Here is a 21,595-nt window from a genome sequence, read left to right on the forward strand (position 1 = left end):
CCCGGAACGAGGAAGGACCCCCGTGCCCGAGCAGTCCGAAGTGGATGTCGACGTCGTCGTGGTCGGAGGCGGCGGCGGCGGGCTCACCGCCGCGCTCGCCGCGACCGACGGCGGCGCGACCGCCGTCGTGCTGGAGAAGGAGGAGCGCGCGGGCGGGAACACCGCCCTGTCCACCGGGTCCGTGCCCGGCGCCGGGACGCGCTGGCAGGGCGAGGCGGGCATCGACGACTCAGCCGAGCGGCTGGCCACCGACCTGCTCCGCCAGTCCGGCCCGCACGACGCCGAGGACCTCGTCCGGACGCTCGCCGCGGCGAGCGCGGGACTGGTCGAGTGGCTGGTCGGCACGCATGCGATCGACCTGCGGCTCATCACGGACTACAAGCACGTCGGGCACTCGGTCCCGCGGCTGCACGCCCCGCCGTCCCGCAAGGGGCAGGCGCTCGTCGCCGACCTGCTGCGGGCCTGCAAGGCCGCGGACGTCGAGGTCCTCACGCACTCGCCGGTCGAGCGGCTCGTGGTGGAGGACGGGATGGTCCGCGGGGTCGTCGTGTCCGGCGGTCGGTCGGGCACCTACACCCTGCGCTGCCGCGCGGTCGTGCTCGCCGCCAACGGGTTCGGGGCCAGCCCGGACATGATCGCCCGGTTCGCCCCGCAGGCCGTGGGGCTGGAGTACCTCGGTGCGCACGGCAGCACCGGCGAGGCGATCCGGTGGCTGCTCGACCTCGGGGCCACGCTCGGCAACGCGGAGGCCTTCCAGGGGTACGCCGCCGTCGCGAGCCCGCACGGCTCGATCACCTCGTGGACCACGGTCGAACACGGCGGGATCGTCGTCGACGCCCGGGGGCGCCGGATCGGCGACGAGTCGATCGGCTACTCCGGTTTCGCCGCCGACGTCGCACGTGCCGAGGGCCCCGTGCACGTCGTGTTCGACACCTCCATCCGGGACTCGGTGGCCGCGCACGAGGAGGAGTTCGCCGACCTGCTGGCCGCCGGCGGGGTCAAGGAAGCGGCCGACGTCCCCGCGCTGGCGGCAGCGATCGGCGCCGACGAGGCGGAGCTCGGCCGCACCCTGGACGCCGCCCGGGGCGCGGCGGCGGGGGAGCGCCCGGACCCGGCCGGGCGGTCCGCCTGGGGACGCGGGCCGCTGCGCGCGCCCTACGCGGCGGTGAAGGCGATCCCCGCCCTGTTCCACACCCAGGGCGGGGTGCAGGTCGACGCCGACGCGCGGGTGCTCGGCCAGGCGGGCCCGATCGCCGGTGTGTACGCCGTGGGCGGGGTCGCCGCCGGCGTGAGCGGGCGCGCGGGCGGCGCCGGCTACTCGTCGGGCAACGGCCTGCTCGCGGCCCTCGGCCTCGGCATGCTCGCCGGCCGACACGCGGCCGTCCCGCGCTGACCCGACCCCGATCCGACGAGGAGGACCTGTGTCCGGCCACCCCCACACCGCCACTCCACAGTCCCGCAGGGCCGCCCTCGGCAGCTTCGTGGGGACGACCCTCGAGTGGTACGACTTCTTCATCTACGGCACGACCGCCGCCCTGGTGTTCGGGAAGATCTTCTTCCCGACCCAGGAGGGTGTGGTCGGTACCCTCGCCGCCTTCGCGACCTTCGCCGTCGGGTTCGTCGCCCGCCCGCTCGGGAGCATCCTGTTCGGTCACTTCGGTGACCGGCTCGGCCGGCGCAACGTGCTGATCACCACCTTGCTGATCATGGGTGCGGCGACGGTGCTGATCGGCTGCATCCCCTCCTACGCCTCGATCGGGGTCTGGGCGCCGGTGCTGCTCGTGCTGTGCCGGATCGCGCAGGGCGTGGCCCTGGGCGGCGAGTGGGGCGGCGCCGCACTCCTGTCCGTCGAGAACGCGCCCGCCCGGCGGAAGGGCCTGTTCGGGTCGTCGACGCAGATCGGCTCACCCGCCGGGCTGCTGCTGGCCAGCCTGGTGATCGCCGGCGCGTCCGCGGTCAGCGGCGACGCCTTCGAGCAGTGGGGCTGGCGGATACCCTTCCTGGCCAGCGTGGTGATCGTGGTCGTGGGGCTGGCGATCCGGCGCGGACTGGCGGAGTCCTCCGACTTCGCCGAGACGGCGCACGCCGGCAAGGTCGAGACCCTCCCGATCGCCCAGGTGTTCCGCGAGGACTGGCGCTCGGTCCTGCTCGGCGCCGGGCTGGGTGCCGCGAACAACGCGATCTACTACACGGTGGCCACCTACACCCTGGCCTACGTCACGGGCACCCTCGGTGTGCCGAAGGGCGAGACGATCAACCACCTGACGATCGTGTCGGTCTGCTACCTCGTGTCGATCCCGGTCTTCGGCTGGCTGTCGGACAAGGTGGGCCTGCGCAGGCAGGTCGCGATCGCGGCGGTCGCCGCGGCGCTGTTCGTGTTCCCGTACTTCGCCATGATCGAGACCGGCGAGTCCTGGATCATCCTGCTCGGGATGGTGCTCGGGCTGGCCGTCGTCCAGTCCGCCGCCTACGCACCCCAACCGGCCGTGTACAGCGAGCTGTTCCCGGCCCGGACGCGCTACACCGGGGCGTCGCTGAGCTACGCGCTCCCGACGACGATCGTCGGAGGCACGGCACCGTTCCTGGCCACCTGGCTGTACAGCGTGACCGGCAGCAACACCGCGATGGCCTGGTACGTCGTGGCGCTGTCGCTGCTCGCCGCCTGCTGCGCCTGGGGTGCGCACCGCCGGCACGCGGCACAGGAGCGGGCGGCGAAGGTGGAGGTGCGCAGTGCCTGAGCTCGACGACCTGCTCGGCTGGGCCGCCGATCGCTCCGCCGCGGGCGCCGCGGGGCTGCCCGAGCCCGTCCTGCGCACGGCACTCACGATCGTCGCCGACGACGTCGCGGCGATGATCGGCGCCCACGCCGAGCCCGAGGTCCGGGCGGTCTCCGCCCAGGCGGGTGGCTCGCCGGAGGCGTCCGTGGTGGGGCGTCCCGGTGTGCGGGCCGATCGTCGGAAGGCGGCGCTGGCGAACGCCGTGGCCGCCAACTGGACCGAGCTCGACGGCGGGTATCGCCCCGCGACGTGTCACGGCTCGCTCTACACCCTCCCGGCCGCGCTGGCCGAGACGGAGGCGGCCGGCGGCAGCCTCGGCGACCTCCTGACCGCGGTCGTCGTCGGGTACGAGGTGGTCACGCGGATCGCGCGGGCCTACCGGCCGCCGCTACCGCTGGTGCTCCACCCGCACGCGACCCTGTCGCCGATCGGCGCGGCGGCGGCGTTGGCCGCCGCGCGCCGGCTGCCGGTGGAGGAGTTCTCCCGGGCCGTGCTCGGCGCGGCCTCGATGTCGCTGACCGGACCGTTCGGGCACGCCACCGAGGGCGCGACCGTGCGCAACGCCTGGGCCGGCGCCGGCGCGCAGCTCGGCTTCGTCGCCATGGACATGGCTGCGGCCGGGCTCACCGCGAGCCCGGGAGTGCTCGACGAGGTGTTCGGCCGGGTGGGCGGAGCCGTCGCGGATCCGGCTGCGCTCACCAAGGACCTGGGGGAGCGGTACGCGGTGCAGGACGGCTACCAGAAGCCGTACGCCTGCTGCCAGTACCTGCACTCGAGCATCGAGGCCGCCGCGCTGATCGCGACGGAGACGGAGGGCGCGCAGGTCGAGCGGATCGACGTCCGGGCGCATCCCCTGGCCGCCGCCCTGCGGAACGCCGCACCGGAGACCACGCTGGCCGGACGCTTCTCCCTGCCCCACGCCGTCGCCACCGTGCTGGCTGCACGGGACACCGCCGCCACGGTGTTCTCCCGCGACTCGCTGCGGGACCCGGACGTGGCGCGGCTCCGGTCGCTCGTGGCCGTCGAGGAGTGGTCCGATCCGCCCGCGCCGCCGCACGACCGGCCCGCCACTGTCCGCGTGAGCTTCGCCGACGGCCGCGTCCGGACGGAGACGGTCCTGTCGGCGTCGGGCGGGCCGGACCGTCCCCTCACGCGCGAGGAGCTGCTCGCCAAGTACCGGACACTCACCGGCGACCTCCGCCCCGGCTTCGCGGGTCGGGTGCAGGTCCTGACCGATCCGTCGACCCGCCTCGCCCTCGACGCACCCCTGCGCCCGCTGCTGGACGACCTGCTCGCCGAGGGGGACCGGTGACCCGCACGACCGCCGAGATCCTGGTGGACGGCGTGCTCGACCTGCCCGAGAACCTGCCGGAACGGGTCGAGGAGGCCGCGCGGCTGCACCTGCTCGACGCCCTCGGGGTCGGGCTGGCCGCCTCCCGGCTCGGGCCCGCGTCGGGCCTCCTCGGCGTCGCGCGTCCGGACGGGCCGTGCACAGTGCTGGGTGCGGCCACCGGCACGACACCGGCCGACGCGGCGCTCGTGAACGGCACCCTCGTGCACTCGCTCGAGTACGACGACACCCACACCGGCGCGGTGATGCACGGCAGCAGCGTCCTCGCCCCGGCGGTGCTCGCCGCCGCCGAGGCCGGGAAGGCCGCGGCGCCGGAGGTGGTGCGCGCCTTCGTTGCCGGATGGGAGGTGCTCGTCCGGCTCGGGCTCGCCGCCCCGAGCGGTTTCCAGCGCGCCGGCTTCCAGGGCACCTCGGTCGCCGGGCCGGTCGCCGGGGCCGTTGCGGTCGGCCTCCTCGCCGGCCTCGACCGCGAGGGTCTGCTCGACGCCGTCGCCGTCGCCGCGAGCTTCTCCGCCGGGAACTTCACGTTCCTCAGCCGCGGGGCGTCGAGCAAGGCGGCCCAGGCCGGCATCGCCGCCCAGGCGGCGATCTCCGCGATGCAGCTCGTACAGGGCGGGATCACGGGAGCCCGGGACGTCTTCGAGGGCGACCGGGGCTTCTTCGGCCTGTACGCCGATGATCCGTCGGCGGCGGACCGGCTGCGCCATCTTTCCGGTGATCTGGGCTCCCGGTGGTATCTGACGGACGCGGCCTTCAAGGGGGTGCCCTGCTGCCACTTCCTGCACCCGTTCGTCGAGGCGGTGGCGGCGCTCGGCCTGCCGGACGGCGGGTGCCGGCGGATCCACCGGATCCTCTGTCGTGTCCCGCAGGGCCAGGAGACGGTGATCGCCCTTCCGTGGGCCGCCAAGCAGACCCCGGGACAGGCCGACGAGGCCCGGTGGAGCCTGCCGTACGTCGTCGCGCTGCAGGCGGTCCGTGGGCGGGTGCTGCTGTCCGATTTCGTCGGACCCCCGGACGCCGAGGTGCTCGCCGTCGCCGCGCGGGTGGACTGGGAGATCTGGCCCGACTCCGGCTACCCGGCCCTCTTCCCGGCGGAGATCGAGGTCGAGTGGACCGACGGCAGCGTCCGGACCGTCACGATCGACGACGTCGACGGCGGCGTCGGTCGGCCGTGGGCGGCGGACCGGGTGATCGAGAAGTTCCTCGGCAACTGCGAGGCCGCCGGGCTGCCGGCGTCCTGGTCCGTGGGCTTCGCCGCGGAGGTGAAGGATGCGGGCCTTCCCGATCTCGGCTCCCTGCGCTCGCTGGTCAGCGAAGCGGGATGAAAGCGGGCGGCCTCAGCGCGCCCTGCGGTGCACGGCCCTTCCCCGCGAGGGTCCGTGCTCGGGGATGTGCGGGACTGCTCACCGACGACGACGAGCTGCGCCTGGGCCCGCGGATGAAGGTCCTCATCGACCTCTGATCCCGGTCACGGCGTGGAACGGCGCTCCGCCCGGCGGAGCTCGGCCTCGGCCCACCGCCGCTTCTCGTCCGGCGTGTCCGGCGTCAGCGGGCGTACGGCGACCGGGTTCTTGTCGGCGTCCATCGCGACCATCGTGAAGTAGCAGCTGTTGGTGTGGCGCACGGTCTGGTCGGTCAGGTTCTCCGTGGTCACCCGGATCCCCACCTCCATGGAGGTCCGGCCGGTGTAGTTGACCGAGGCGCATGAGGACGGTCATCGACAGCGGTGGCGGTCGTCGGGCTCGTCGGTGGTCATCGTGGCTCCCGCGGCTGGTGGACACGCGCTCGCCGACTGGCCCCACGCCCAGGGCATCGGCGATGCACGGCGTTCAGCCTGGTCGACGGCGTGCGGCCGAGGAAGACCCACTACGACGGAACCGGTCGATCACGGCGTTCGCCGCTCGCCGGCGAGCAGGCGGTCACCGGTGGGCGAACGCCGCGTCGAACGAGGCCCCGGGCAGGGGCCAGAGCAGGGAGCGGATGAAGCGAACGGCTTCGGCGGCTCCGTGCAGCCGGTCCATTCCCGCGTCCTCCCACTCGACGGAGATCGGCCCGGAGTAGCCGATGGCGGCGAGGGCACGGAACGCGTCCTCCCAGGGAACGTCGCCGTGACCGGTGGAGACGAAGTCCCAGCCGCGGCGGGGATCGCCCCACGGCAGGTGCGAGCCGAGGACGCCGGCGCGGCCGGAGGCGGGGCGGATCCGGGTGTCCTTGCAGTCGACGTGGTGGATGCGGTCGGCGAAGTCGGTGATGAACCCGACGGTGTCGATGCCCTGCCAGAGCATGTGCGAGGGGTCCCAGTTGAACCCGAAGGCGGGGCGGCGGTCGATGGCCTCGAGGGTGCGGACGCAGGTCCAGTGGTCGTAGGCGATCTCCGAGGGATGCACCTCGTGGGCGAAGCGGACGCCCTCGGCGTCGAACACGTCGAGGATGGGGTTCCAGCGCCGGGCGAAGTCCTCGTAGCCCTCGTCGATGACCTCCTGCGGTACCGGCGGGAACAGCGCGACGTACTTCCAGATCTTCGAGCCGGTGAAGCCGACGACGGTGTCCGCCCCGAGCTTCCGCGCCACGCGCGCTGCGCGCTTCATGTCCTCGGCGGCGCGCCGTCGCACGCCCTCGGGGTCGCCGTCGCCCCAGGTGGCGGGGCGGAGGATGGCCCGATGGCGGAAGTCGATGGGGTCGTCGCAGACGGCCTGGCCGGTGAGATGGTGGGAGATCGCCCAGCAGCGCAGGCCGTACTCGTCGAGGATCTCGAGCCGGGAGCGCAGGTACGCGGGATCGGCCTCGGCGCGCTCCAGGTCGAGGTGGTCGCCGGAGGCCGCGATCTCCAGCCCGTCGTAGCCCCACTCGGCGGCGAGCCGGGCGACCTCGGTGAAGGGCAGGTCTGCCCACTGGCCGGTGAACAGGGTGACCGGGGCACGGACGGAAGCAGGGACGGCGTCGGCCGGGGTCATGGGGTCTCCTCGACGAAGTGGGGGCCGTCGCTCAGGCGACGGAGGCGTTCTGCAGGCGGATCGCCGAGCCGGCCGGGCTGCCGTGGGCGATCCAGAGAGGGAGGGCGTCTCGCCGGAAGAGGCGTTCGACGGCGAGCAGTGCGGCGCCGGTGACGCCCTCGGTGAAGTCCAGGGACGAGGTCCGCACGGCGAGGCGGCGGGTGGCCAGCTCGACGGCGCGGGTCCGCACCGTGTCGGCGAAGATCCGGAAGAACTCGTCGCCGGTGCGCAGCACACCGCCGCCGAGGACGACGGCGCCGGGGTTGGCGAAGTTGACGATGTTGGCCACGGCTCCGCCGACGGTGCGCGCAGCGCCGACGATCGCCGCCCGCGCGACCGGGTCGCCGGAGGCGACGGCCTGGCCGATGTGCTCGGGAGCGAGGCGACCCCGCTCGGCGAGCCGTTCGGCCAGGAAGGGGCTCGCACCCGCGCGGGCGCTGCGGGTGAGGTCGCGGGCGAGCGCCCAGCCGCCCGCGGCGGCCTCCAGGCACCCGGTCCGTCCGCAGCGGCACACGACCGACTCGTCGTCGGTCACGCGCACGTGCCCGATGTCACCGGCGGCGCCGGTGTCGCCGCGGTGCAGCCGCCCGCCGGAGACGAGCCCGCTGCCGATGCCGGTCCCGACCTTGACGTAGAGCAGGTCTCGGCCCTCCCGCGGGGTGCCGCGGTGCCACTCGGCGAGGGCCATCAGGTTGACGTCGTTGTCCACCCAGATCGGGGCGTCGTAGCGGTTGCGGAACCAGGCCCGCACGTCGAAGTCGTCCCAGCCGGGCATGATCGGCGGAGCGACGATCCGGCCGGTGGTGAAGTCGACGGGCCCGGGGACGCCGACCCCGACCCCCCACAGGTCGCGCCCGCGCCCGTGCCGGTCGAGGAGCTCGGTGAACAGGGTGTCGACGCGCTCGAGCACCGAGGCGGGCCCGTCGGCGATGTCGACCTCCAGGTGCAGGCTGCCCAGCACCTGGCCGTCGAGCGTGGTCAGCGCGGCATCGCACTCCGAGGCGCCGAGGCAGGCGGCCAGGATCAACCCGGCCTCGGCGCGGAAGCGCACGGTGCGGGGGGCGCGCCCGCCTTGGGACGGGGCCAGGTCGCCCTCGGCCAGCACCCCGAGGTCGAGCCCGTCCTTGATCCGCTGGGTGACGACCTTGCGCCCGAGCCCGGTGGCCGCCTCGAGGTCGGGACGGGTGGTGGCCCGCCCGGTCCGGACGAGGTCGACGAGCTGGGCCAGGACGAGGACGTCCTGCGCGGACGGCACCAGTTGCACGGCCCGGATCCTACCCCATTGACGTCTGTTCCATACGCACATATCGTCTGCGCCGTCGCCTGATCGAGGCGCGTCTTCCCAGTTCGTAGGACGTAATGGAGCGTTGCGATGGATCGGTTCTTCCCGAACGAAGCTGATGTGGTCGTTGTCGGGAGCGGTCCGGTCGGCGCCACCTACGCGCGTGTCCTGAGCGAGGTCGCGCCCACCGCGCGCGTCGCGGTGTTCGAGGTCGGCCCTGTCCTCGGCGAGCCCGTGGGCGGGCACGTCCGCAATATCACCGACCCCGCCGAGCGAGAGCGGGCCCAGCGGCTCTCCGAGGGGCCGAGCGTGGACCGGCCGAGCCTCACCGGGGCGGCCGAGCTGGAGGATGGTGTCCGCCGGGCGCGGCCCGGCACCTTCCTGCTCGAGTCGGGATGGCGTCAGGACGGGGAGGACGGGCTCCCGGCCGCGGCCATGTCGAGCAACGTCGGCGGCATGGGCGCGCACTGGACCGGGGCCTGCCCCCGGCCCGGCGACGGCGAGCGGATCGCCTTCCTCCCGGATCTCGACGCGCTGCTCGACGAGGCCGAGCGCCTGCTCACGGTGTCCGCCGACGCGTTGGCCGACGCGCCGCTGGCCGACGTCGTCCGGGCCCGCCTGGGCGCCGCCCTCGACGAGCACCGCGCGGCGGACCGGCGGGTCCAGCCGATGCCGCTGGCGGTCACCCGCCGCGCCGACGGCGGCCTGGTGTGGTCCGGGTCCGACGTCGTGTTCGGTGAGCCGTTCCGGACCAACCCGAACGCGACCCTGACCGAGCGCGCCCTGGTCACCGACATCCTCGTCGAGGACGGGCGGGCGTGCGGGGTGCGGGTGCGCGACCTGGAGTCCGGGGCCGAGCACGTCGTGCGCGCCGGGTACGTCGTGGTCGCGGCCGACGCCCTGCGGACGCCACAGCTGCTCTGGGCCTCCGGGATCCGCCCGGCCGCGCTCGGCCGCTACCTCAACGACCAGCCGCAGGTGGTGTACGCCGTGCGCCTGCGGGACCTCCCGTCCGCGGGCACGGAGACCGGCCGTGCGGGGGCGCTCGTCGCGGCGAGCGGGGTGAGCTGGGTGCCCTACACCTCGGCCGAGCCCTTCCACGGCCAGGTCATGCAGCTCGACGCCTCACCCGTGCCCCTCACGGACGGCGACGAGCCCGCCCCCGGCTCGATCGTCGGGCTCGGCTGGTTCTGCGCCAAGGAGCTGCGGGCCGAGGACCGGGTCGAGTTCGCCGACGACGAGCATGACGGCTACGGCATGCCGGCCATGCGCATCCACTACACCCTCACCGGGCAGGACGAGGCCTCGATCGCCGCCGCGGCCGACGCCGTCCGGCGGGCGGGCCGGGCGTTGGGCGAGCCGCTCGACGACCGCCCGACCGTCCTGCCGCCCGGCAGCTCCCTGCACTACCAGGGCTCGGTCCGGATGGGCGAGGTCGACGACGGCACCTCCGTCTGCGACCCGACCTGCCGGGTCTGGGGCGTGGACGGCCTCTACGTCGCGGGCAACGGCGTGATCCCGACCCCGACCGCCTGCAACCCGACCCTCACCTCCGTCGCGCTCGCCGTCGCGGGCGCCCGGGACATCGCCGGGCGCCTGGGCGGCGCGCCCGTCACCACGCACGAGCACGCCCTCAGCACTGCCTGACCCTTGACCCCGGCCGGCGACGGCCCCACTTGCGAGGACTCTCAACGATGAGCGAGACCGTGCACGAGCCCGACCCCCGATCCTCGGATCCCGGCCGTGGCTCCGCCGGCGTCGGAACCGTCCGGGCCGACCGCCCGAGCCTGCGCGAACGCCTCGGCTACGGCGCCGGCGACCTGGCGTCCAACCTGACCTGGACCACGATCACCAGCTTCTTGCTGTTCTTCTACACCGACGTGGCGCTGATCGGTGCCGCCGCCGCGGGCACCCTGCTGCTCGTGGGCCGGATCCTCGACGCGATCGTCGACCCCGCCGTCGGGGTCCTGCTCGACCGCACGAACACCCGCTTCGGCCGCGCCCGGCCGTACCTGTTGTTCGGCGCCCCGGTCCTCGCGGTCCTCACCGTGCTGACCTTCGTCACGCCGCACACCGGCGGCGCGGCCGACCTCGTGTGGGCCGGGGTCACGTTCATCCTCGTCGGGCTCGCCTACTCGCTGGTGAACATCCCCTACGGCGCGCTCATGCCGATGATGACCCGGGACTCGCAGAGCCGGATGACGCTGAGCGGGTTCCGGTTCGCCGGTGCCTCCCTCGGTCTGGTCGTGGTCTCCGCCGCCACCACGCCGCTCGTCGCCGCCGTCGGCGGCGGTGACCAGCGCAGAGGATTCCTGCTCACCGTCACGATCTTCGCCGCGCTCGGGCTGCTGCTGTTCTGGATCGTCGCCGGCACCGCCAAGGAACGCGTCCCGTTCGTCCACGTCAACCGCGAACGCGGGTCGTTCAAGATCGCCTTGGGTACGATGCTGCGCAACGGCCCCTGGCTGGCCGTGTTCGGCTCCACCCTGGCCATGTTCGCCCGCCTCGGCGTCATCACCGGCGGCACGATCTACTTCGCCCTCGCCGTGCTCGGCAACCCCGCCGCGATCACCCTCGTGCTGACCGCGTTCTCCGTCTCCGCGCTCGCCGGCTCCGTCGTCACGCCGTGGGTGCTGCGCAAGCTCGGCCATCGGCGCGGCATCGTCCTGGGCCTGCTCGCCTCCGTGGTGCTGACCCTCGCCCTGATCCCGCTGCGCGACAACCTGCCCGCATTCGTCGCGGTGTTCTTCGTGGCCAACATCGTCGGCGGCTTCGGCTTCGTCGCCGCCCCCGCCCTGATCTCGGACACCGTCGAGTACCAGGAGCACCGCAGCGGGCAGCGCAACGAAGGCCTGCTCTACTCCGGCTACAGCCTCGGCACCAAGGTCGGCACCGCCCTCGGGTCGGCCCTGCTCGCCTGGGGTCTCGCCGCGATCGGCTACGCCCCCGACCAGCACACCCCCGGCATCGCCACCGGCGTGCTCTGGCTCTACGTCGGTCTGCCGATCGTGCTCGCGCTCCTGCAGGCCGCGGCACTGGCCTGCTACCGCCTCGAGAAGCAGCTGCCCGCGATCTCCGCCGAGCTGGCCGCGCGTCGCGCCAGCCAGGCCTGACCCCGAGAGGAACTCCATGTTCGCCCACCGGCTCGTCGTCGACGACTCGCTCCGGCCCACCGACCGGGGTGCCCGCTTCCAGATCCGGCTGAACTGGTACCGCAGCCTGCCGCTGGCCTCGCTCAGGGTCCTCGACGTGACCCTCGACGGCACGCCGGTGCCCGCCGAGCGGATCGGCGTGGAGGTCGACGGGGTGCGCCGTGCGCTCGGGGAGCTCGGCCCGCTGATCGACGTCTGGTGGTACGTCCTCGATCCCGCCACCGTCCACGTCGACCTCGGCGGGCCGCTGGCCCACGGGCCACACGAACTCACCGTCCGGCTCGGTTCGCGGGTCCCGTACATCATCATCGGCCCGACGATCGACGACGTCTACACCGTCACCGACCAGCTCACCACCACCCAAGCAGCCTGAAAGGGGCACCTCCATGCCCGCCCTGCCCCGCCTCGGGACCACCCTCTACAGCTTCACCCCGGAGTTCCACGGCCTGCGGTACTCCCTGGCCGACCTGGTCCGCCTCGTCGCCGAGCGCGGTCTCGGGCCCGGCCTGGAGATGGTCGGCTTCCAGAGCGTGCGCGGTTTCCCGCACGTCGATCCCGCCTTCGCCGCCGAGTTCCGGGACCTCGTCGACCGGCACGGCCTGGAGCCCAGCTGCCTGGCGATCAACGTCGACCGGGCCGTCCGGCGCGACCGCGTCCTGACCGGGGACGAGACCGTCGACCACCTGCGCGCCCAGGTCGACGCCGCGGTGACGCTCGGCTTCCCGCTGGTGCGCGTGCAGAACCTGGCCACGGTGGCGGTGATGGAGAAGCTGCTCCCGCACGCCGAGCGCGTCGGCGTCACGCTCGCCATGGAGCTGCACGCACCGGAGACCGTCCGCTCGCCCTGGGTGCAGAACCTGCTCGCGTTCTACGAGCGGGCCCAGTCCGAACGGCTCGGGTTCATCCCGGACTTCGGCGCGTCGACCCGCAGGCTCGCCGACTCCCTCGTCGAGGAGTACCGCGAGCGGGGCGTGCCCGAGGACATCCTCGACCTGGGCCGTCGTACCTACGCCGCGGGCGAGCACGCCGACCACCTCATCGGCGAGGTCGCCGCGTCCGGCGCCTCGATGGATTCGGTCCTCTTCATCCAGGGCGTCGGCCTGTTCGGACACCAGGACCCGCAGGACTGGCGCGAGATCGGGCCGTGGATCCGCCACGTGCACGGCAAGTTCTACGACATCGACCCCCGCGGCGACGAGCCGACGATCGACTACCGCGCGCATCTCGAGCTGCTCGTCGAGATCGGCTACACCGGCTACGTGTCCAGCGAATGGGAGGCCTGGCACTGGGTCGCCGAGCCCGACGCGGCCGACATGATCTCGCGCCACCACGCGCTGGAGCGCCGCATCCTCGACGAGATCGCCGCCCGCCCCCGCGCCGCGGTCTGACCGGGCAGGGGTGAGTCCGATGGAGAGGGTCCGCGCCGCGATCGTCGGCACCGGGTTCATGGGGCAGGTCCACGCCCGCTCGGTGCGCACGGTCGGGGCGGAGCTCGTCGCGGTCGTCGGATCGACGCCCGAGAAGGGCCGCCGGGCCGCGGCCACGCTCGGTGCGGAACGGGCGGCCGGCACCGTCGAGGAGGCCCTCGCCACCGGGGTCGACGTGCTGCACGTCTGCACGCCCAACGTCGCCCACGCCGCGGCCGTGCGCGCGGCGGCCGCGGAGGGAGTCGCGGTGGTGTGCGAGAAGCCGCTGGCGGTCGACGCCGCCACCGCCGCCGAGCTCGTCCGACTCGTCACGGACGCCGGGCTGGTCGCGACGGTGCCGTTCGTCTACCGCTACTACGCTGCGGTGCGCGAGGCTCGGGCCCGGATCCAGGAGCCCGGCCACCGGCCGCCGTGGCTGCTGCACGGCTCCTACCTGCAGGATTGGCTGGCCGATCCGGAGGCGGGCAACTGGCGGGTCGACCCCGGCATCGGCGGCACCACGCGGGCGTTCGGCGACATCGGCGTCCACTGGTGCGACCTGGCCGAGTTCGTCACCGGCCAGCGCATCGTCCGGGTCCAGGCCCGCTTCGCCCGGATGACCGACCGGCGCCCCGACGCCACCGGCGCCCCGGTGCCGGTGGCGACCGAGGACGCCGCCGTCCTGCTCTTCGAGACCGACGCCGGCGCCGTCGGCTCGGCCGTGATCAGCCAGGCGACCGCCGGCCGCAAGAACGCCCTGACCTTCTCCTTCGACGGCCCCGACGCCAGCTACGCCTTCGACCAGGAGAACCCGGAGACCCTCTGGATCGGCGGCCGGGACGGCAACCGCATCCTGCACCGCGACCCCGCGCGCCCCGGCGCGCCGACCGGACGCTCGGCCACCCTGCCCGCCGGCCATCCCCAGGGCTACTACGAGTGCTTCGCCGACTTCGTCGCCGACACCTACGCCGCCCTGCGCGGCGAGCAGGCGGACGGACTGCCCACCTTCGCCGACGGCCTGCGTGCCGCGCGGATCACCGAGGCGGTGGTCGAGTCGACCCGCACCAGGGCCTGGGTGACTGTCTCCGACGCGTGAGTCCGGCGGCACACGGCTGATGGTCCGAGGCCCCTCCTGAGGACGGTGTGCGGAGCGGATCGGGCATCGAGACGCTCGGCCTCGAGGATGTCGAGCGCAGCGCCGTAGATCAGTCCGGCGCGGAGCGCTTCGAGCAGGGCGCTCTCGTCACCGTGGCTCGGCCCCGCTGACGAGTTGGCTGCCGGCGAAGCGAGGCGCCCGGCGTGCCGAAGAGGCAGCCGGGCGCCGTACAGCAGCAGGCCGGGCTACTTCCTGAAGACGTCCTTGGCGGCGTCCTTCACCTTCTCGCCTGCCTGCTTGACCTTGCCGGAGGCCTGGTCGCCCTGGCCCTCGGCCTGCAGTTCCTCGTCGTCGGTGGCGCGGCCAACACCCTCCTTGGCCTTGCCCTTCAACTCCTCGGACTTGTTGTCGATCTTGTCGTCCATCGCCATGGCTGCTCCTTCGATTGCCGGACCGGCCGTCGTCGAGGTCGGCAGCGAGGAGGTACCCCGGTGGTCGTCCTCCGGAACATCGCGCTGCGAGGGCCCAGGAACCGGGACGAAGGTCCCGAAGGTCGACGACCGACGACCTCGTCTCCGGCGGCCCTCGGATGGGGTGAGGTGCAGGCGGCCCGACGGACCGTGGAGGGCCGGAAGACGAGGAGGGACCATGAGCGTCACCGCCCGCACCGCGGTCGTCGTCGGAGTCGACGGATCGGACACGGCCCTTGCCGCCGTCCGGTGGGCAGCCGTCGAGGCCGAAGGGCGAGGCGCCCCCCTGCGGCTCGTCGCGGCCGTGGTGTGGAGGACCTACCATCCGCGCACACTGGCGCTCGCCGCCGAGTACGAGCGGCAGGTCCTCACCCAGGCTGCCGAGAAGGACCTGCAGGCCGCCGTCGAGGTGGCGCGGCAGACCGCCCCGGAGCTCGACATCACGACCGAGGTCCGCGCCGGCGGGGCCCCGGCGGTGCTGCGCGAGGAGTCGGCCACCGCCCAGCTTGTCGTCGTCGGTTCCCGAGGCCGTGGTGGCTTCGTCGGCCTGCTGCTCGGGTCGGTGGCCATCGCGGTGGCCGCGCAGGCGGCGGGGCCGGTGGTCGTCGTCCGCGGCGACGGGGCCCCGCGCGACACGGCCGCCCCGATCGTGGTCGGGGTGGACGACAGCCCGCACGGCGAGGCCGCGCTCGGCTTCGCCTTCGACGAGGCTGCGCGCACGCGGGCCCCGCTGGTCGCCGTGCGCGCCTGGGGCGACCCGGTCCACGATCCCTACCTGGCCGGCTTGATCGACTGGCACGCGGTCGAGACCGACGAGCGCCGACTGCTCGACGAGTGCCTGGCGGCCCGGACCGCCGAACACCCCGAGGTGCCGGTCGAGCGGGTCCTGCTGCGGGACCCGCCGGCGGCCGCCCTGGTCGCGCGGTCGCGCGGCGCCGGGCTGGTCGTCGTCGGTTCGCGCGGGCGCGGCACGGTGCGCGGCGCGCTGCTGGGTTCGGTGAGCCAGGCGGTGCTGCCCCACGCGGCGGCCCCGGTCGCCATCGTGCGCCCCGAGGCCGGCGCGGCGCAGCCGACGAGGTGATCTCGAGCGACTCAGGTCAGGCGGACGGCGGGGTGATCGTGCGTGGCCAGGGCGGCAGGTCAGCGGTCCGGACGTGCTCGGGGTGGGTGCTCAGCGCGCAGATCGCGGCGAGGCGGACGCTCGTCCAGTCCGCCCGTGACCACCCCCTCGGCCCGGCAGCGGGCGGGTGCCATCCGTGCGCGCGCGCTTCGGTGAGGACGCCGTGCGCGTAACCGGCCAGAAGCAGGAGGCCGGCGACGGCGGCGGACGCCTCGAGTCCGATGGTGGTGGCGTCGTGCACCGCGGCCGCGTGTTGGTCGATCGCGGCGGCGAGTCCGGGGAGCGCCGCAGCGGCGGCGAGCCCCGCGGTGCCGAGCTCGTCGTGCAGCGCACGCAGCCAGCGCCGGGCCGAGCGCAGCGTGCGGGGCACGGGCCGGGATGCGAGGGGGCGCGCGGCATCACTCACGATCCCGCAGGTTAGCCGTGGGGTCCGCCGCCGCACATCCCCTCCCGTCGGCTGTGGTGAGCGACTCAGGTGGGGCTCGGCGCGGCCCCCGGACGCAGAGGTCCGGGCGGTGCCGTCGGAGGGACGAGGTGCGGTCGAGACCGTCATCAGCGGGTCCGGTATCCGGGCTGGTCGCTCTCGTACGTCCCGCCCGCCGAGGCCGGAGGCCAGCGCGGCCGCGAGGGCCAGCGCGCCGAGCAGCGCGATGTAGGTGGCGGTGACGAGGACCGGGGGGCCGGATGCTGCCGTGGTTGCGCCTATGCGGCGGCTTCGCTCCGCGAGCCGCACACGTGCAGCCTCTCCAGCAGACCCAGGACCGTCAGCGGCATCAGGACCTGCTCGGTCGCCGCGACCAGCCGCATCTGTCCACGGCGTCGAGTCGCCAGACGTTCAGCCTGCAGCAGGCTGCGCACCCCGCAGGCCGCCAGAAAGCCCACGGCGGAGAGATCCACGATCAACCGGGCACCGGGGTGGAGCGTTGCAGCCGCGTCGCACAGGCACGAGTCGAACTCCTCGACACTCGTCAGGTCGATGTCCCCGCTGGCCTCGACGACGGCCAGCCGGCCCGTGTCGGCCCTGCGAAGACGCAGGCGGCGATCCGGGGGTCGCGCACGTCCTCGAGCCTGACCGCACACATCGTCCGAATCGGTCATCGAGCACCAACTACTCGGAGGGCCAAGACCGGCGGGGCCGGACCTGGGCGTCGTGGGCGAGGTCGTCGCCCCGACAGGTCACCGCCATCGCACTTCAGGCCCATGCAACCCGCACCGGAACGGTCCCACCCTGGGCGGTGTCACGCAATCCGGCGCGCAGCCGCACGTCTCCTCAGGGGCTCCGCCCGAGCCGTCGGCTCTCCGCGCGGCGAAGACCCCGGGAACCGATCTCTGCCCCACTTCAACGTATAGCGCTCCGGGGGGCTTGCCACAAGACCCGGTGGGTGCCGCACACTCTGCGGCCGTCACCGGGCTCCGTACTGCGTGGACGGTGGCTGCAGCCGACGAAGTGGGGGAATCCGTGGTGGGTAGCGGCAGTGCCGCGGCGACGTCGGTCGCGCTCGGTCGTCCCGTGCTGGGGTTCGAGCAGATCGACCGCGGCCGGATCGGGCTGGTGGGTGGGAAGGGCGCACACCTGGGGGAGCTCTCGCGGATCGAGGGCGTGGACGTGCCGCCCGGCTTCTGCGTGACGACGGAGGCGTTCCGGCGGGTGACGGCGAGGGTGCCGTCGTTCGAGGACCGGCTTGATCGGCTCTCGCGGCTGGACCCGGATGACCGGGAGGCGATCGCGGGCCTGAGCGCCGAGATCCGCGAGGTCGTCGCGGCCCTCCCGGTCCCGGACGACCTCGTCGCGGCCATCACCGGCCCGCTCCGCGACGCGACCGCCTATGCGGTGCGGTCCAGCGCGACCGCCGAGGACCTCCCGACGGCCTCCTTCGCCGGCCAGCAGGACACGTACCTGAACGTCGTGGGAGCCGCGGCCGTCCTCGACGGCGTCCGGCGGTGCTGGGCCTCGCTGTTCACCGAGCGTGCGGTGGCCTACCGGTTGCGCGGCGGCGTCGAGCACCGGCAGGTCCGGATGGCCGTCGTCGTGCAGGAGATGGTCGTCCCGGACGCGTCGGGCGTGCTGTTCACGGCCGACCCCGTGACGTCGAACCGGCGGGTCACCAGCGTGGAGGCCGTCCTCGGGCTCGGCGAGGCCCTGGTCTCCGGCCTGGTGAACGCCGACCGCTTCACGGTGCACGACGGCACCGTCGTCGACCGGGCGATCGCCACGAAGGAGTGGGCGGTCCGGGCCACGGCCGGCGGCGGGACCCGGTCGCAGAAGGTCCCACCGGAGGCCCGGCAGCAGCCGGCGCTGACCGACGCGCAGGTGCTGCGCCTCGCGGACCTCGGGCGCCGCATCGAGAAGTACTTCGGGTGCCCGCAGGACATCGAGTGGTGCCTGGCCGGGGAGGACGTCCGGATCGTGCAGAGCCGCCCGATCACCACGCTGTTCCCCGTCCCGCCGGCCGACGACGAGGGCGCCCACGTCTATCTCTCCGTCGGGCACCAGCAGATGATGACCGACCCGCTGACGCCGCTCGGGCTCTCGTTCTGGCAGATGACGACACCGCGGCCGATGGCCGAGGCCGGCGGACGGCTGTTCGTCGACGCCACCCCGATGCTCGCCTCGGCGGCCGGCCGGCAGAACCTGCTGGAGGCCATGGGCCGGTCCGACCCGCTGATGGCGGACGCGCTGCGGACGGTCCTGGATCACGGCGACCTCGTCGGGGAGCCCTCGACGGACGACGGACCGCGCGCCGTCCCGCCGACGGACCCGGTCGACCCCGACCCGGTCGTCGTCGAGAAGCTGGTCGCGCAGACCCAGGCGTCGCTGGCTCTCCTCGACCGCGAGATCCGCACCCGTCACGGATCGGAGCTGCTCGACTTCGTCCGCGAGGACCTCCAGGAGCTGCGGCGGCTGCTGTTCGATCCGTTCGGCCACCGGGTGTTCATGACGGCGATGAACGCGGCCTGGTGGCTCGACGAGCACCTGCGCGAGTGGCTTGGGGAGGAGGGCGCGGCCGACACGCTCAGCCGGTCCGCCCCGAACAGCGTGACCTCGGAGATGGGGCTGGCGCTCCTCGACGTCGCCGACGTCGTCCGTGCCCACCCGGCGGTGGTGGAGTTCCTGCGCGGCGTCAGCGACGGCAGCTTCCCGGACGACGACTTCCTGGCCGAGCTGCCCCGGGTCGCGGGCGGGCGCGAGGCGCGGGACGCGATCCGCGGCTATCTCGACACCTACGGCATGCGCTGCGCCGGCGAGATCGACATCACCAGGCCCCGGTGGAGCGAGCAGCCCACCGTCCTCGTTCCCGTGTTGCTCGGGCACGTCGAGCACGCCGGACCCGAGGCGAGCCGCCGGCGCTTCGAGCAGGGGCGGCAGGAGGCGTGGGAGAAGGAACAGGACCTGCTCGCCCGGCTGCGGGCGCTGCCCGACGGGGACCGCCGGGCGGCCGAGACGAAGACCATGATCGAACGCCTGCGGACCTTCATCGGGTATCGCGAGTACCCCAAGTTCGGCATGGTCAGCCGCTACTTCCGCTACAGGCAGGCCCTGTTGCGGGAGGCCGACCGTCTCGTGCGCGACGGCGTCGTGGGTGACCGCGAGGACATCTACCACCTGCGGTTCGACGAGTTGTGCGACGTCGTCCGCACCGGGCGCGTGGACCGACAGCTCATCGCGCGGCGCAAGGAGGAGTACCGCGGGTACCAGGCGCTCACGCCACCGCGGGTGCTCACGTCGGACGGCGAGGCCCTTTCCGGGTCCTACCGGCGCGACGACGTCCCGGCCGGTGCCCTGGCCGGGCTCGCGGTGTCCGCCGGAACCGTCGAGGGACGCGCCCGCGTCGTCCCGGACCTGGCGCAGGCCGACCTCGACACCGACGACATCCTGGTCACCGCCTACACCGATCCCAGCTGGTCACCCGTGTTCGTCACGATCAAGGCGCTCGTGACCGAGGTCGGCGGCCGGATGACCCACGGTGCGGTGGTCGCCCGTGAGTACGGCCTGCCCGCCGTGGTGGGGGTGGAAGGGGCCACCCGCCTGATCCGGGACGGCCAGCGGATCCGGGTCAACGGGACGAGCGGGTACGTCGAGCTCCTGAGCTGACACGGGGCACCTGCGTCGTGGGTGCCACACCGACGCCGGTGGAGCGACTGTGTGCCCATCACGGAGAGCAGCTGCAGCTTCTCGTAGCTCTCGGTGCCGGGACGGCGGTGTAGACCAGCAACGAGTCCGACTGACCGGGGTCGATCAGCCTCTGACCGTTGAGTTCCGGTCGGCCGAGCTCGGGGTGGACGTAGCGCTTGACCTCCTGCGGACGGATGCCGACCTCGTGGTCGTCCCAGAAGCGCCGGAACTCCCACGGCCGACGGGTTCGAGCCGCAGTTCGGCACAGACCATCTGGGGCACTGCGCCCTCGTGGCACACCTGCTGGCGCTGCTCCGCGCGGGCAGGGCACGCGTGACGTCGCAGGTCAGCGTGGCCGCGGCGCGAGGCGCGATCAACTGGCAGGACCTGAACCGGGAACGCGGCTACGACGGGCGGGGCGCCTACGGCCAGTCGAAGATCGCCGTCCGGTCCGGCCTCCCCGCCCCTCGTCGGTAGTCGGCGGGTGTAGCACTTCGTGGCCCTCGACCCGTCGGGGATGACCAGACACGACTCCCGGAAATGGCTACTCCGAGTGACAGCGGGCGAGTGCAAGCGACCGTGCCGAGCAGCGTGGGAGCAGGGGGCCGTGGATCGGCCGCTCGGATGCAGTGGCGCGGGTGGGGCTGCGGACGCGGCAACTCCGCCGTAACATCGCTGGTGACAGCCCCGCCGCGCCTCGATGCAGGAATGCGCAACATCGCAGCAGGATTCTGCGATGCCCCCGGGCGTGACCCCCCGCTACGTTCTTCCTACTCAACCAGTTAGTCACGGGGAGTGACAAATGCCTCGCATCGCCTTTCTCGTGTCCAGTGCACGGGAGATCGATCTCCGCGACAGCAGCAACCATCCGACCGGGTTCTGGGCCGAGGAGGCGCTCAAGGCCTACCAGCGCTTCGTCGCCGCCGGAGCCGACGTGGTCGTCATGACGCCGGACGGCAAGGCGCCGGTCATCGACCCCTACAGCCTGGAGGCGTTCTTCCACTACCCCGACGAGGACAGGGACTACTTCGCCTCGGTCTACCGGACCTTCCACCAGGACCCGGACGACATCCGGATCACCCTGGCCCACACCACCGAGCAGGAGCTGGTGGCCTCCCGTCGCATCGCCCAGCGGATGGTCGACGCCGGGCGCACGCCGGAGGAGGCGCACGGGATCCTCAGCAACGCGGCGAAGATCGCCTGGCGGAAGAACGAGAAGCTGGTCGACGTCATGCTCGCCGAGGGGCTCGACGGCGGGCTCCCCGAGGCGGCCCTGCGCGGCGCGGTCGAGGAGCTCGAGTCCGCGGCCCGGGCGAAGTCGGACGAGCGCAAGGCCGAGCTGGGGGAGATCCCCGGGTTCCGGTCCCCGGTCGCGCTCTCGGACCTGAGCGAGGAGCAGCTCGCCGAGTTCGACGCGTTCTTCGCCCCCGGCGGCCACGGCCCGATGGTCGACCTGGCGGACAACGCGGACGCCGGCCGGCTGATCGCCGCGCTGCACGCGCAGAACAAGCCGGTCGCCAGCCTGTGCCACGGACCCGCGGTGCTGTTGTCCGCCCCCGAGCGGCACGACGGCCAGTGGCTGTTCGAAGGCTTCCGGGTCACCTCCTACACCGACGAGGAGGAGGACCAGAACGCGATCGGGATGCTCGGGATGCCGTGGTACCTCGACGCCGCGCTGAAGAACGCCGGCGCCGTGTTCGACGACGCGCCGTTCGCCTGGGCCTCCCACGTGGTCGTCGACCGGAACCTGATCACCGGTCAGAACCCCAACTCGACCGAGGCGACCGCTGACGCCGTGCTCAAGGCCTTGAGCCTGTGAACCCCCTGTCCCGCT

The 21,595-nt window shown here is 73.5% G+C and carries 20 protein-coding genes; 13 read left to right on the plus strand and 7 right to left on the minus strand.

Annotation, left to right across the window (positions count from 1 at the left end):
• The first annotated feature begins 22 nt into the window (after positions 1-22).
• The 4 genes from PKE99_RS03895 to PKE99_RS03910 are packed head-to-tail and all read left to right on the plus strand — an operon-like array spanning position 23 to position 5,453.
• A complete protein-coding gene (locus PKE99_RS03895) occupies positions 23-1,393 on the plus strand; it encodes an FAD-dependent oxidoreductase (RefSeq protein WP_037039924.1) in 1,371 nt (456 codons plus the stop codon).
• Positions 1,394-1,421: 28 nt separating this feature from the next.
• The gene (locus PKE99_RS03900; RefSeq protein WP_051736675.1) at positions 1,422-2,738 is read left to right on the plus strand and encodes an MFS transporter; all 1,317 of its coding nucleotides are present in this window, start codon (positions 1,422-1,424) and stop codon (positions 2,736-2,738) included.
• On the plus strand, positions 2,731-4,089 hold the full coding sequence (locus tag PKE99_RS03905) for an MmgE/PrpD family protein (protein ID WP_037039927.1): 1,359 nt from the start codon (positions 2,731-2,733) through the stop codon (positions 4,087-4,089). The genes PKE99_RS03900 and PKE99_RS03905 overlap by 8 nt, the downstream gene beginning before the upstream one ends.
• On the plus strand, positions 4,086-5,453 hold the full coding sequence (locus PKE99_RS03910) for an MmgE/PrpD family protein (protein WP_051736676.1): 1,368 nt from the start codon (positions 4,086-4,088) through the stop codon (positions 5,451-5,453). The genes PKE99_RS03905 and PKE99_RS03910 overlap by 4 nt, the downstream gene beginning before the upstream one ends.
• Before the next feature lie 143 nt (positions 5,454-5,596).
• On the opposite strand, the gene PKE99_RS03915 is transcribed toward PKE99_RS03910, so the two are convergent.
• The 3 genes from PKE99_RS03915 to PKE99_RS03925 form a co-directional block, all read right to left on the minus strand.
• The gene (locus PKE99_RS03915; protein ID WP_197040422.1) at positions 5,597-5,782 is read right to left on the minus strand and encodes a hypothetical protein; all 186 of its coding nucleotides are present in this window, start codon (positions 5,780-5,782) and stop codon (positions 5,597-5,599) included.
• Between the two features lie 265 nt (positions 5,783-6,047).
• Entirely contained in the window at positions 6,048-7,082 is a 1,035-nt protein-coding gene (locus PKE99_RS03920; protein ID WP_051736677.1) for a sugar phosphate isomerase/epimerase family protein, read from the minus strand.
• Between the two features lie 31 nt (positions 7,083-7,113).
• Positions 7,114-8,385, minus strand: coding sequence for an ROK family protein (locus tag PKE99_RS03925; RefSeq protein ID WP_231498021.1), 1,272 nt, complete (start codon positions 8,383-8,385; stop codon positions 7,114-7,116).
• A 108-nt stretch (positions 8,386-8,493) separates the two neighbouring features.
• Here PKE99_RS03925 and PKE99_RS03930 point away from each other — a divergent pair, with 108 nt between their 5' ends.
• From PKE99_RS03930 to PKE99_RS03950, 5 genes are read left to right on the plus strand one after another with little or no spacing between them, the layout of a single operon-like run.
• On the plus strand, positions 8,494-10,050 hold the full coding sequence (locus PKE99_RS03930; RefSeq protein ID WP_037039929.1) for a GMC oxidoreductase: 1,557 nt from the start codon (positions 8,494-8,496) through the stop codon (positions 10,048-10,050).
• 47 nt (positions 10,051-10,097) lie between these two features.
• Positions 10,098-11,516 carry an MFS transporter gene (locus tag PKE99_RS03935; RefSeq protein ID WP_051736679.1) on the plus strand — a complete coding sequence of 473 codons (1,419 nt, stop codon included), beginning with the start codon at positions 10,098-10,100 and terminating at the stop codon, positions 11,514-11,516.
• Between the two features lie 16 nt (positions 11,517-11,532).
• Complete coding sequence (locus PKE99_RS03940; RefSeq protein WP_037039931.1) at positions 11,533-11,928, plus strand: C-glycoside deglycosidase beta subunit domain-containing protein; 396 nt, start codon at positions 11,533-11,535, stop codon at positions 11,926-11,928.
• Between the two features lie 13 nt (positions 11,929-11,941).
• Positions 11,942-12,943 carry a sugar phosphate isomerase/epimerase family protein gene (locus PKE99_RS03945; RefSeq protein WP_051736680.1) on the plus strand — a complete coding sequence of 334 codons (1,002 nt, stop codon included), beginning with the start codon at positions 11,942-11,944 and terminating at the stop codon, positions 12,941-12,943.
• Between the two features lie 19 nt (positions 12,944-12,962).
• Positions 12,963-14,057: a Gfo/Idh/MocA family protein gene (locus PKE99_RS03950; protein ID WP_037039933.1), complete on the plus strand. Its 1,095-nt coding sequence runs from the start codon at positions 12,963-12,965 to the stop codon at positions 14,055-14,057.
• Positions 14,058-14,302: 245 nt separating this feature from the next.
• Here PKE99_RS03950 and PKE99_RS03955 read toward each other — a convergent pair whose 3' ends face one another.
• A complete protein-coding gene (locus PKE99_RS03955; protein WP_037039934.1) occupies positions 14,303-14,488 on the minus strand; it encodes a CsbD family protein in 186 nt (61 codons plus the stop codon).
• A 217-nt stretch (positions 14,489-14,705) separates the two neighbouring features.
• Here PKE99_RS03955 and PKE99_RS03960 point away from each other — a divergent pair, with 217 nt between their 5' ends.
• The gene (locus PKE99_RS03960) at positions 14,706-15,608 is read left to right on the plus strand and encodes a universal stress protein (protein ID WP_037039938.1); all 903 of its coding nucleotides are present in this window, start codon (positions 14,706-14,708) and stop codon (positions 15,606-15,608) included.
• Between the two features lie 16 nt (positions 15,609-15,624).
• On the opposite strand, the gene PKE99_RS03965 is transcribed toward PKE99_RS03960, so the two are convergent.
• Entirely contained in the window at positions 15,625-16,053 is a 429-nt protein-coding gene (locus tag PKE99_RS03965) for a DUF6401 family natural product biosynthesis protein (RefSeq protein ID WP_197040423.1), read from the minus strand.
• A gap of 296 nt (positions 16,054-16,349) precedes the next feature.
• Positions 16,350-16,745: an STAS domain-containing protein gene (locus PKE99_RS03970; protein WP_051736681.1), complete on the minus strand. Its 396-nt coding sequence runs from the start codon at positions 16,743-16,745 to the stop codon at positions 16,350-16,352.
• Between the two features lie 364 nt (positions 16,746-17,109).
• Between PKE99_RS03970 and rph the strand changes: the two genes are divergently transcribed.
• Positions 17,110-19,740, plus strand: a complete 2,631-nt coding sequence (gene rph, locus PKE99_RS03975) for a rifamycin-inactivating phosphotransferase (RefSeq protein WP_081923697.1) — start codon at positions 17,110-17,112, stop codon at positions 19,738-19,740.
• A 58-nt stretch (positions 19,741-19,798) separates the two neighbouring features.
• Here rph and PKE99_RS03980 read toward each other — a convergent pair whose 3' ends face one another.
• Positions 19,799-20,092 (minus strand): MmyB family transcriptional regulator, encoded by a 294-nt coding sequence (locus PKE99_RS03980; RefSeq protein ID WP_306470728.1) that lies wholly within the window; start codon positions 20,090-20,092, stop codon positions 19,799-19,801.
• On the opposite strand from PKE99_RS03980, the gene PKE99_RS03985 reads away from it, so the two are divergent.
• Positions 20,053-20,238: a hypothetical protein gene (locus tag PKE99_RS03985; RefSeq protein WP_037039941.1), complete on the plus strand. Its 186-nt coding sequence runs from the start codon at positions 20,053-20,055 to the stop codon at positions 20,236-20,238. The two genes, PKE99_RS03980 and PKE99_RS03985, sit on opposite strands and share 40 nt — an antisense overlap.
• 325 nt (positions 20,239-20,563) lie before the next feature.
• Positions 20,564-21,580, plus strand: coding sequence for a type 1 glutamine amidotransferase domain-containing protein (locus PKE99_RS03990; protein ID WP_037039943.1), 1,017 nt, complete (start codon positions 20,564-20,566; stop codon positions 21,578-21,580).
• Positions 21,581-21,595 lie beyond the last annotated feature (15 nt).

The sequence above is a fragment of the Pseudonocardia halophobica genome (genome assembly GCF_027922425.1).
Classification (GTDB): domain Bacteria; phylum Actinomycetota; class Actinomycetes; order Mycobacteriales; family Pseudonocardiaceae; genus Pseudonocardia; species Pseudonocardia halophobica.

What these genes read in the sequence shown, in the direction of transcription:
- PKE99_RS03920 (WP_051736677.1), bottom strand. Translation starts at nt 7,082, where the DNA reads ATGACCCCGGCCGACGCCGTCCCTGCTTCCGTCCGTGCCCCGGTCACC.
- PKE99_RS03945 (WP_051736680.1), top strand. Translation starts at nt 11,942, where the DNA reads ATGCCCGCCCTGCCCCGCCTCGGGACCACCCTCTACAGCTTCACCCCG.
- PKE99_RS03940 (WP_037039931.1), top strand. Translation starts at nt 11,533, where the DNA reads ATGTTCGCCCACCGGCTCGTCGTCGACGACTCGCTCCGGCCCACCGAC.
- PKE99_RS03935 (WP_051736679.1), top strand. Translation starts at nt 10,098, where the DNA reads ATGAGCGAGACCGTGCACGAGCCCGACCCCCGATCCTCGGATCCCGGC.
- PKE99_RS03955 (WP_037039934.1), bottom strand. Translation starts at nt 14,488, where the DNA reads ATGGCGATGGACGACAAGATCGACAACAAGTCCGAGGAGTTGAAGGGC.
- PKE99_RS03930 (WP_037039929.1), top strand. Translation starts at nt 8,494, where the DNA reads ATGGATCGGTTCTTCCCGAACGAAGCTGATGTGGTCGTTGTCGGGAGC.
- PKE99_RS03990 (WP_037039943.1), top strand. Translation starts at nt 20,564, where the DNA reads ATGCCTCGCATCGCCTTTCTCGTGTCCAGTGCACGGGAGATCGATCTC.
- PKE99_RS03950 (WP_037039933.1), top strand. Translation starts at nt 12,963, where the DNA reads ATGGAGAGGGTCCGCGCCGCGATCGTCGGCACCGGGTTCATGGGGCAG.
- PKE99_RS03960 (WP_037039938.1), top strand. Translation starts at nt 14,706, where the DNA reads ATGAGCGTCACCGCCCGCACCGCGGTCGTCGTCGGAGTCGACGGATCG.
- PKE99_RS03970 (WP_051736681.1), bottom strand. Translation starts at nt 16,745, where the DNA reads ATGACCGATTCGGACGATGTGTGCGGTCAGGCTCGAGGACGTGCGCGA.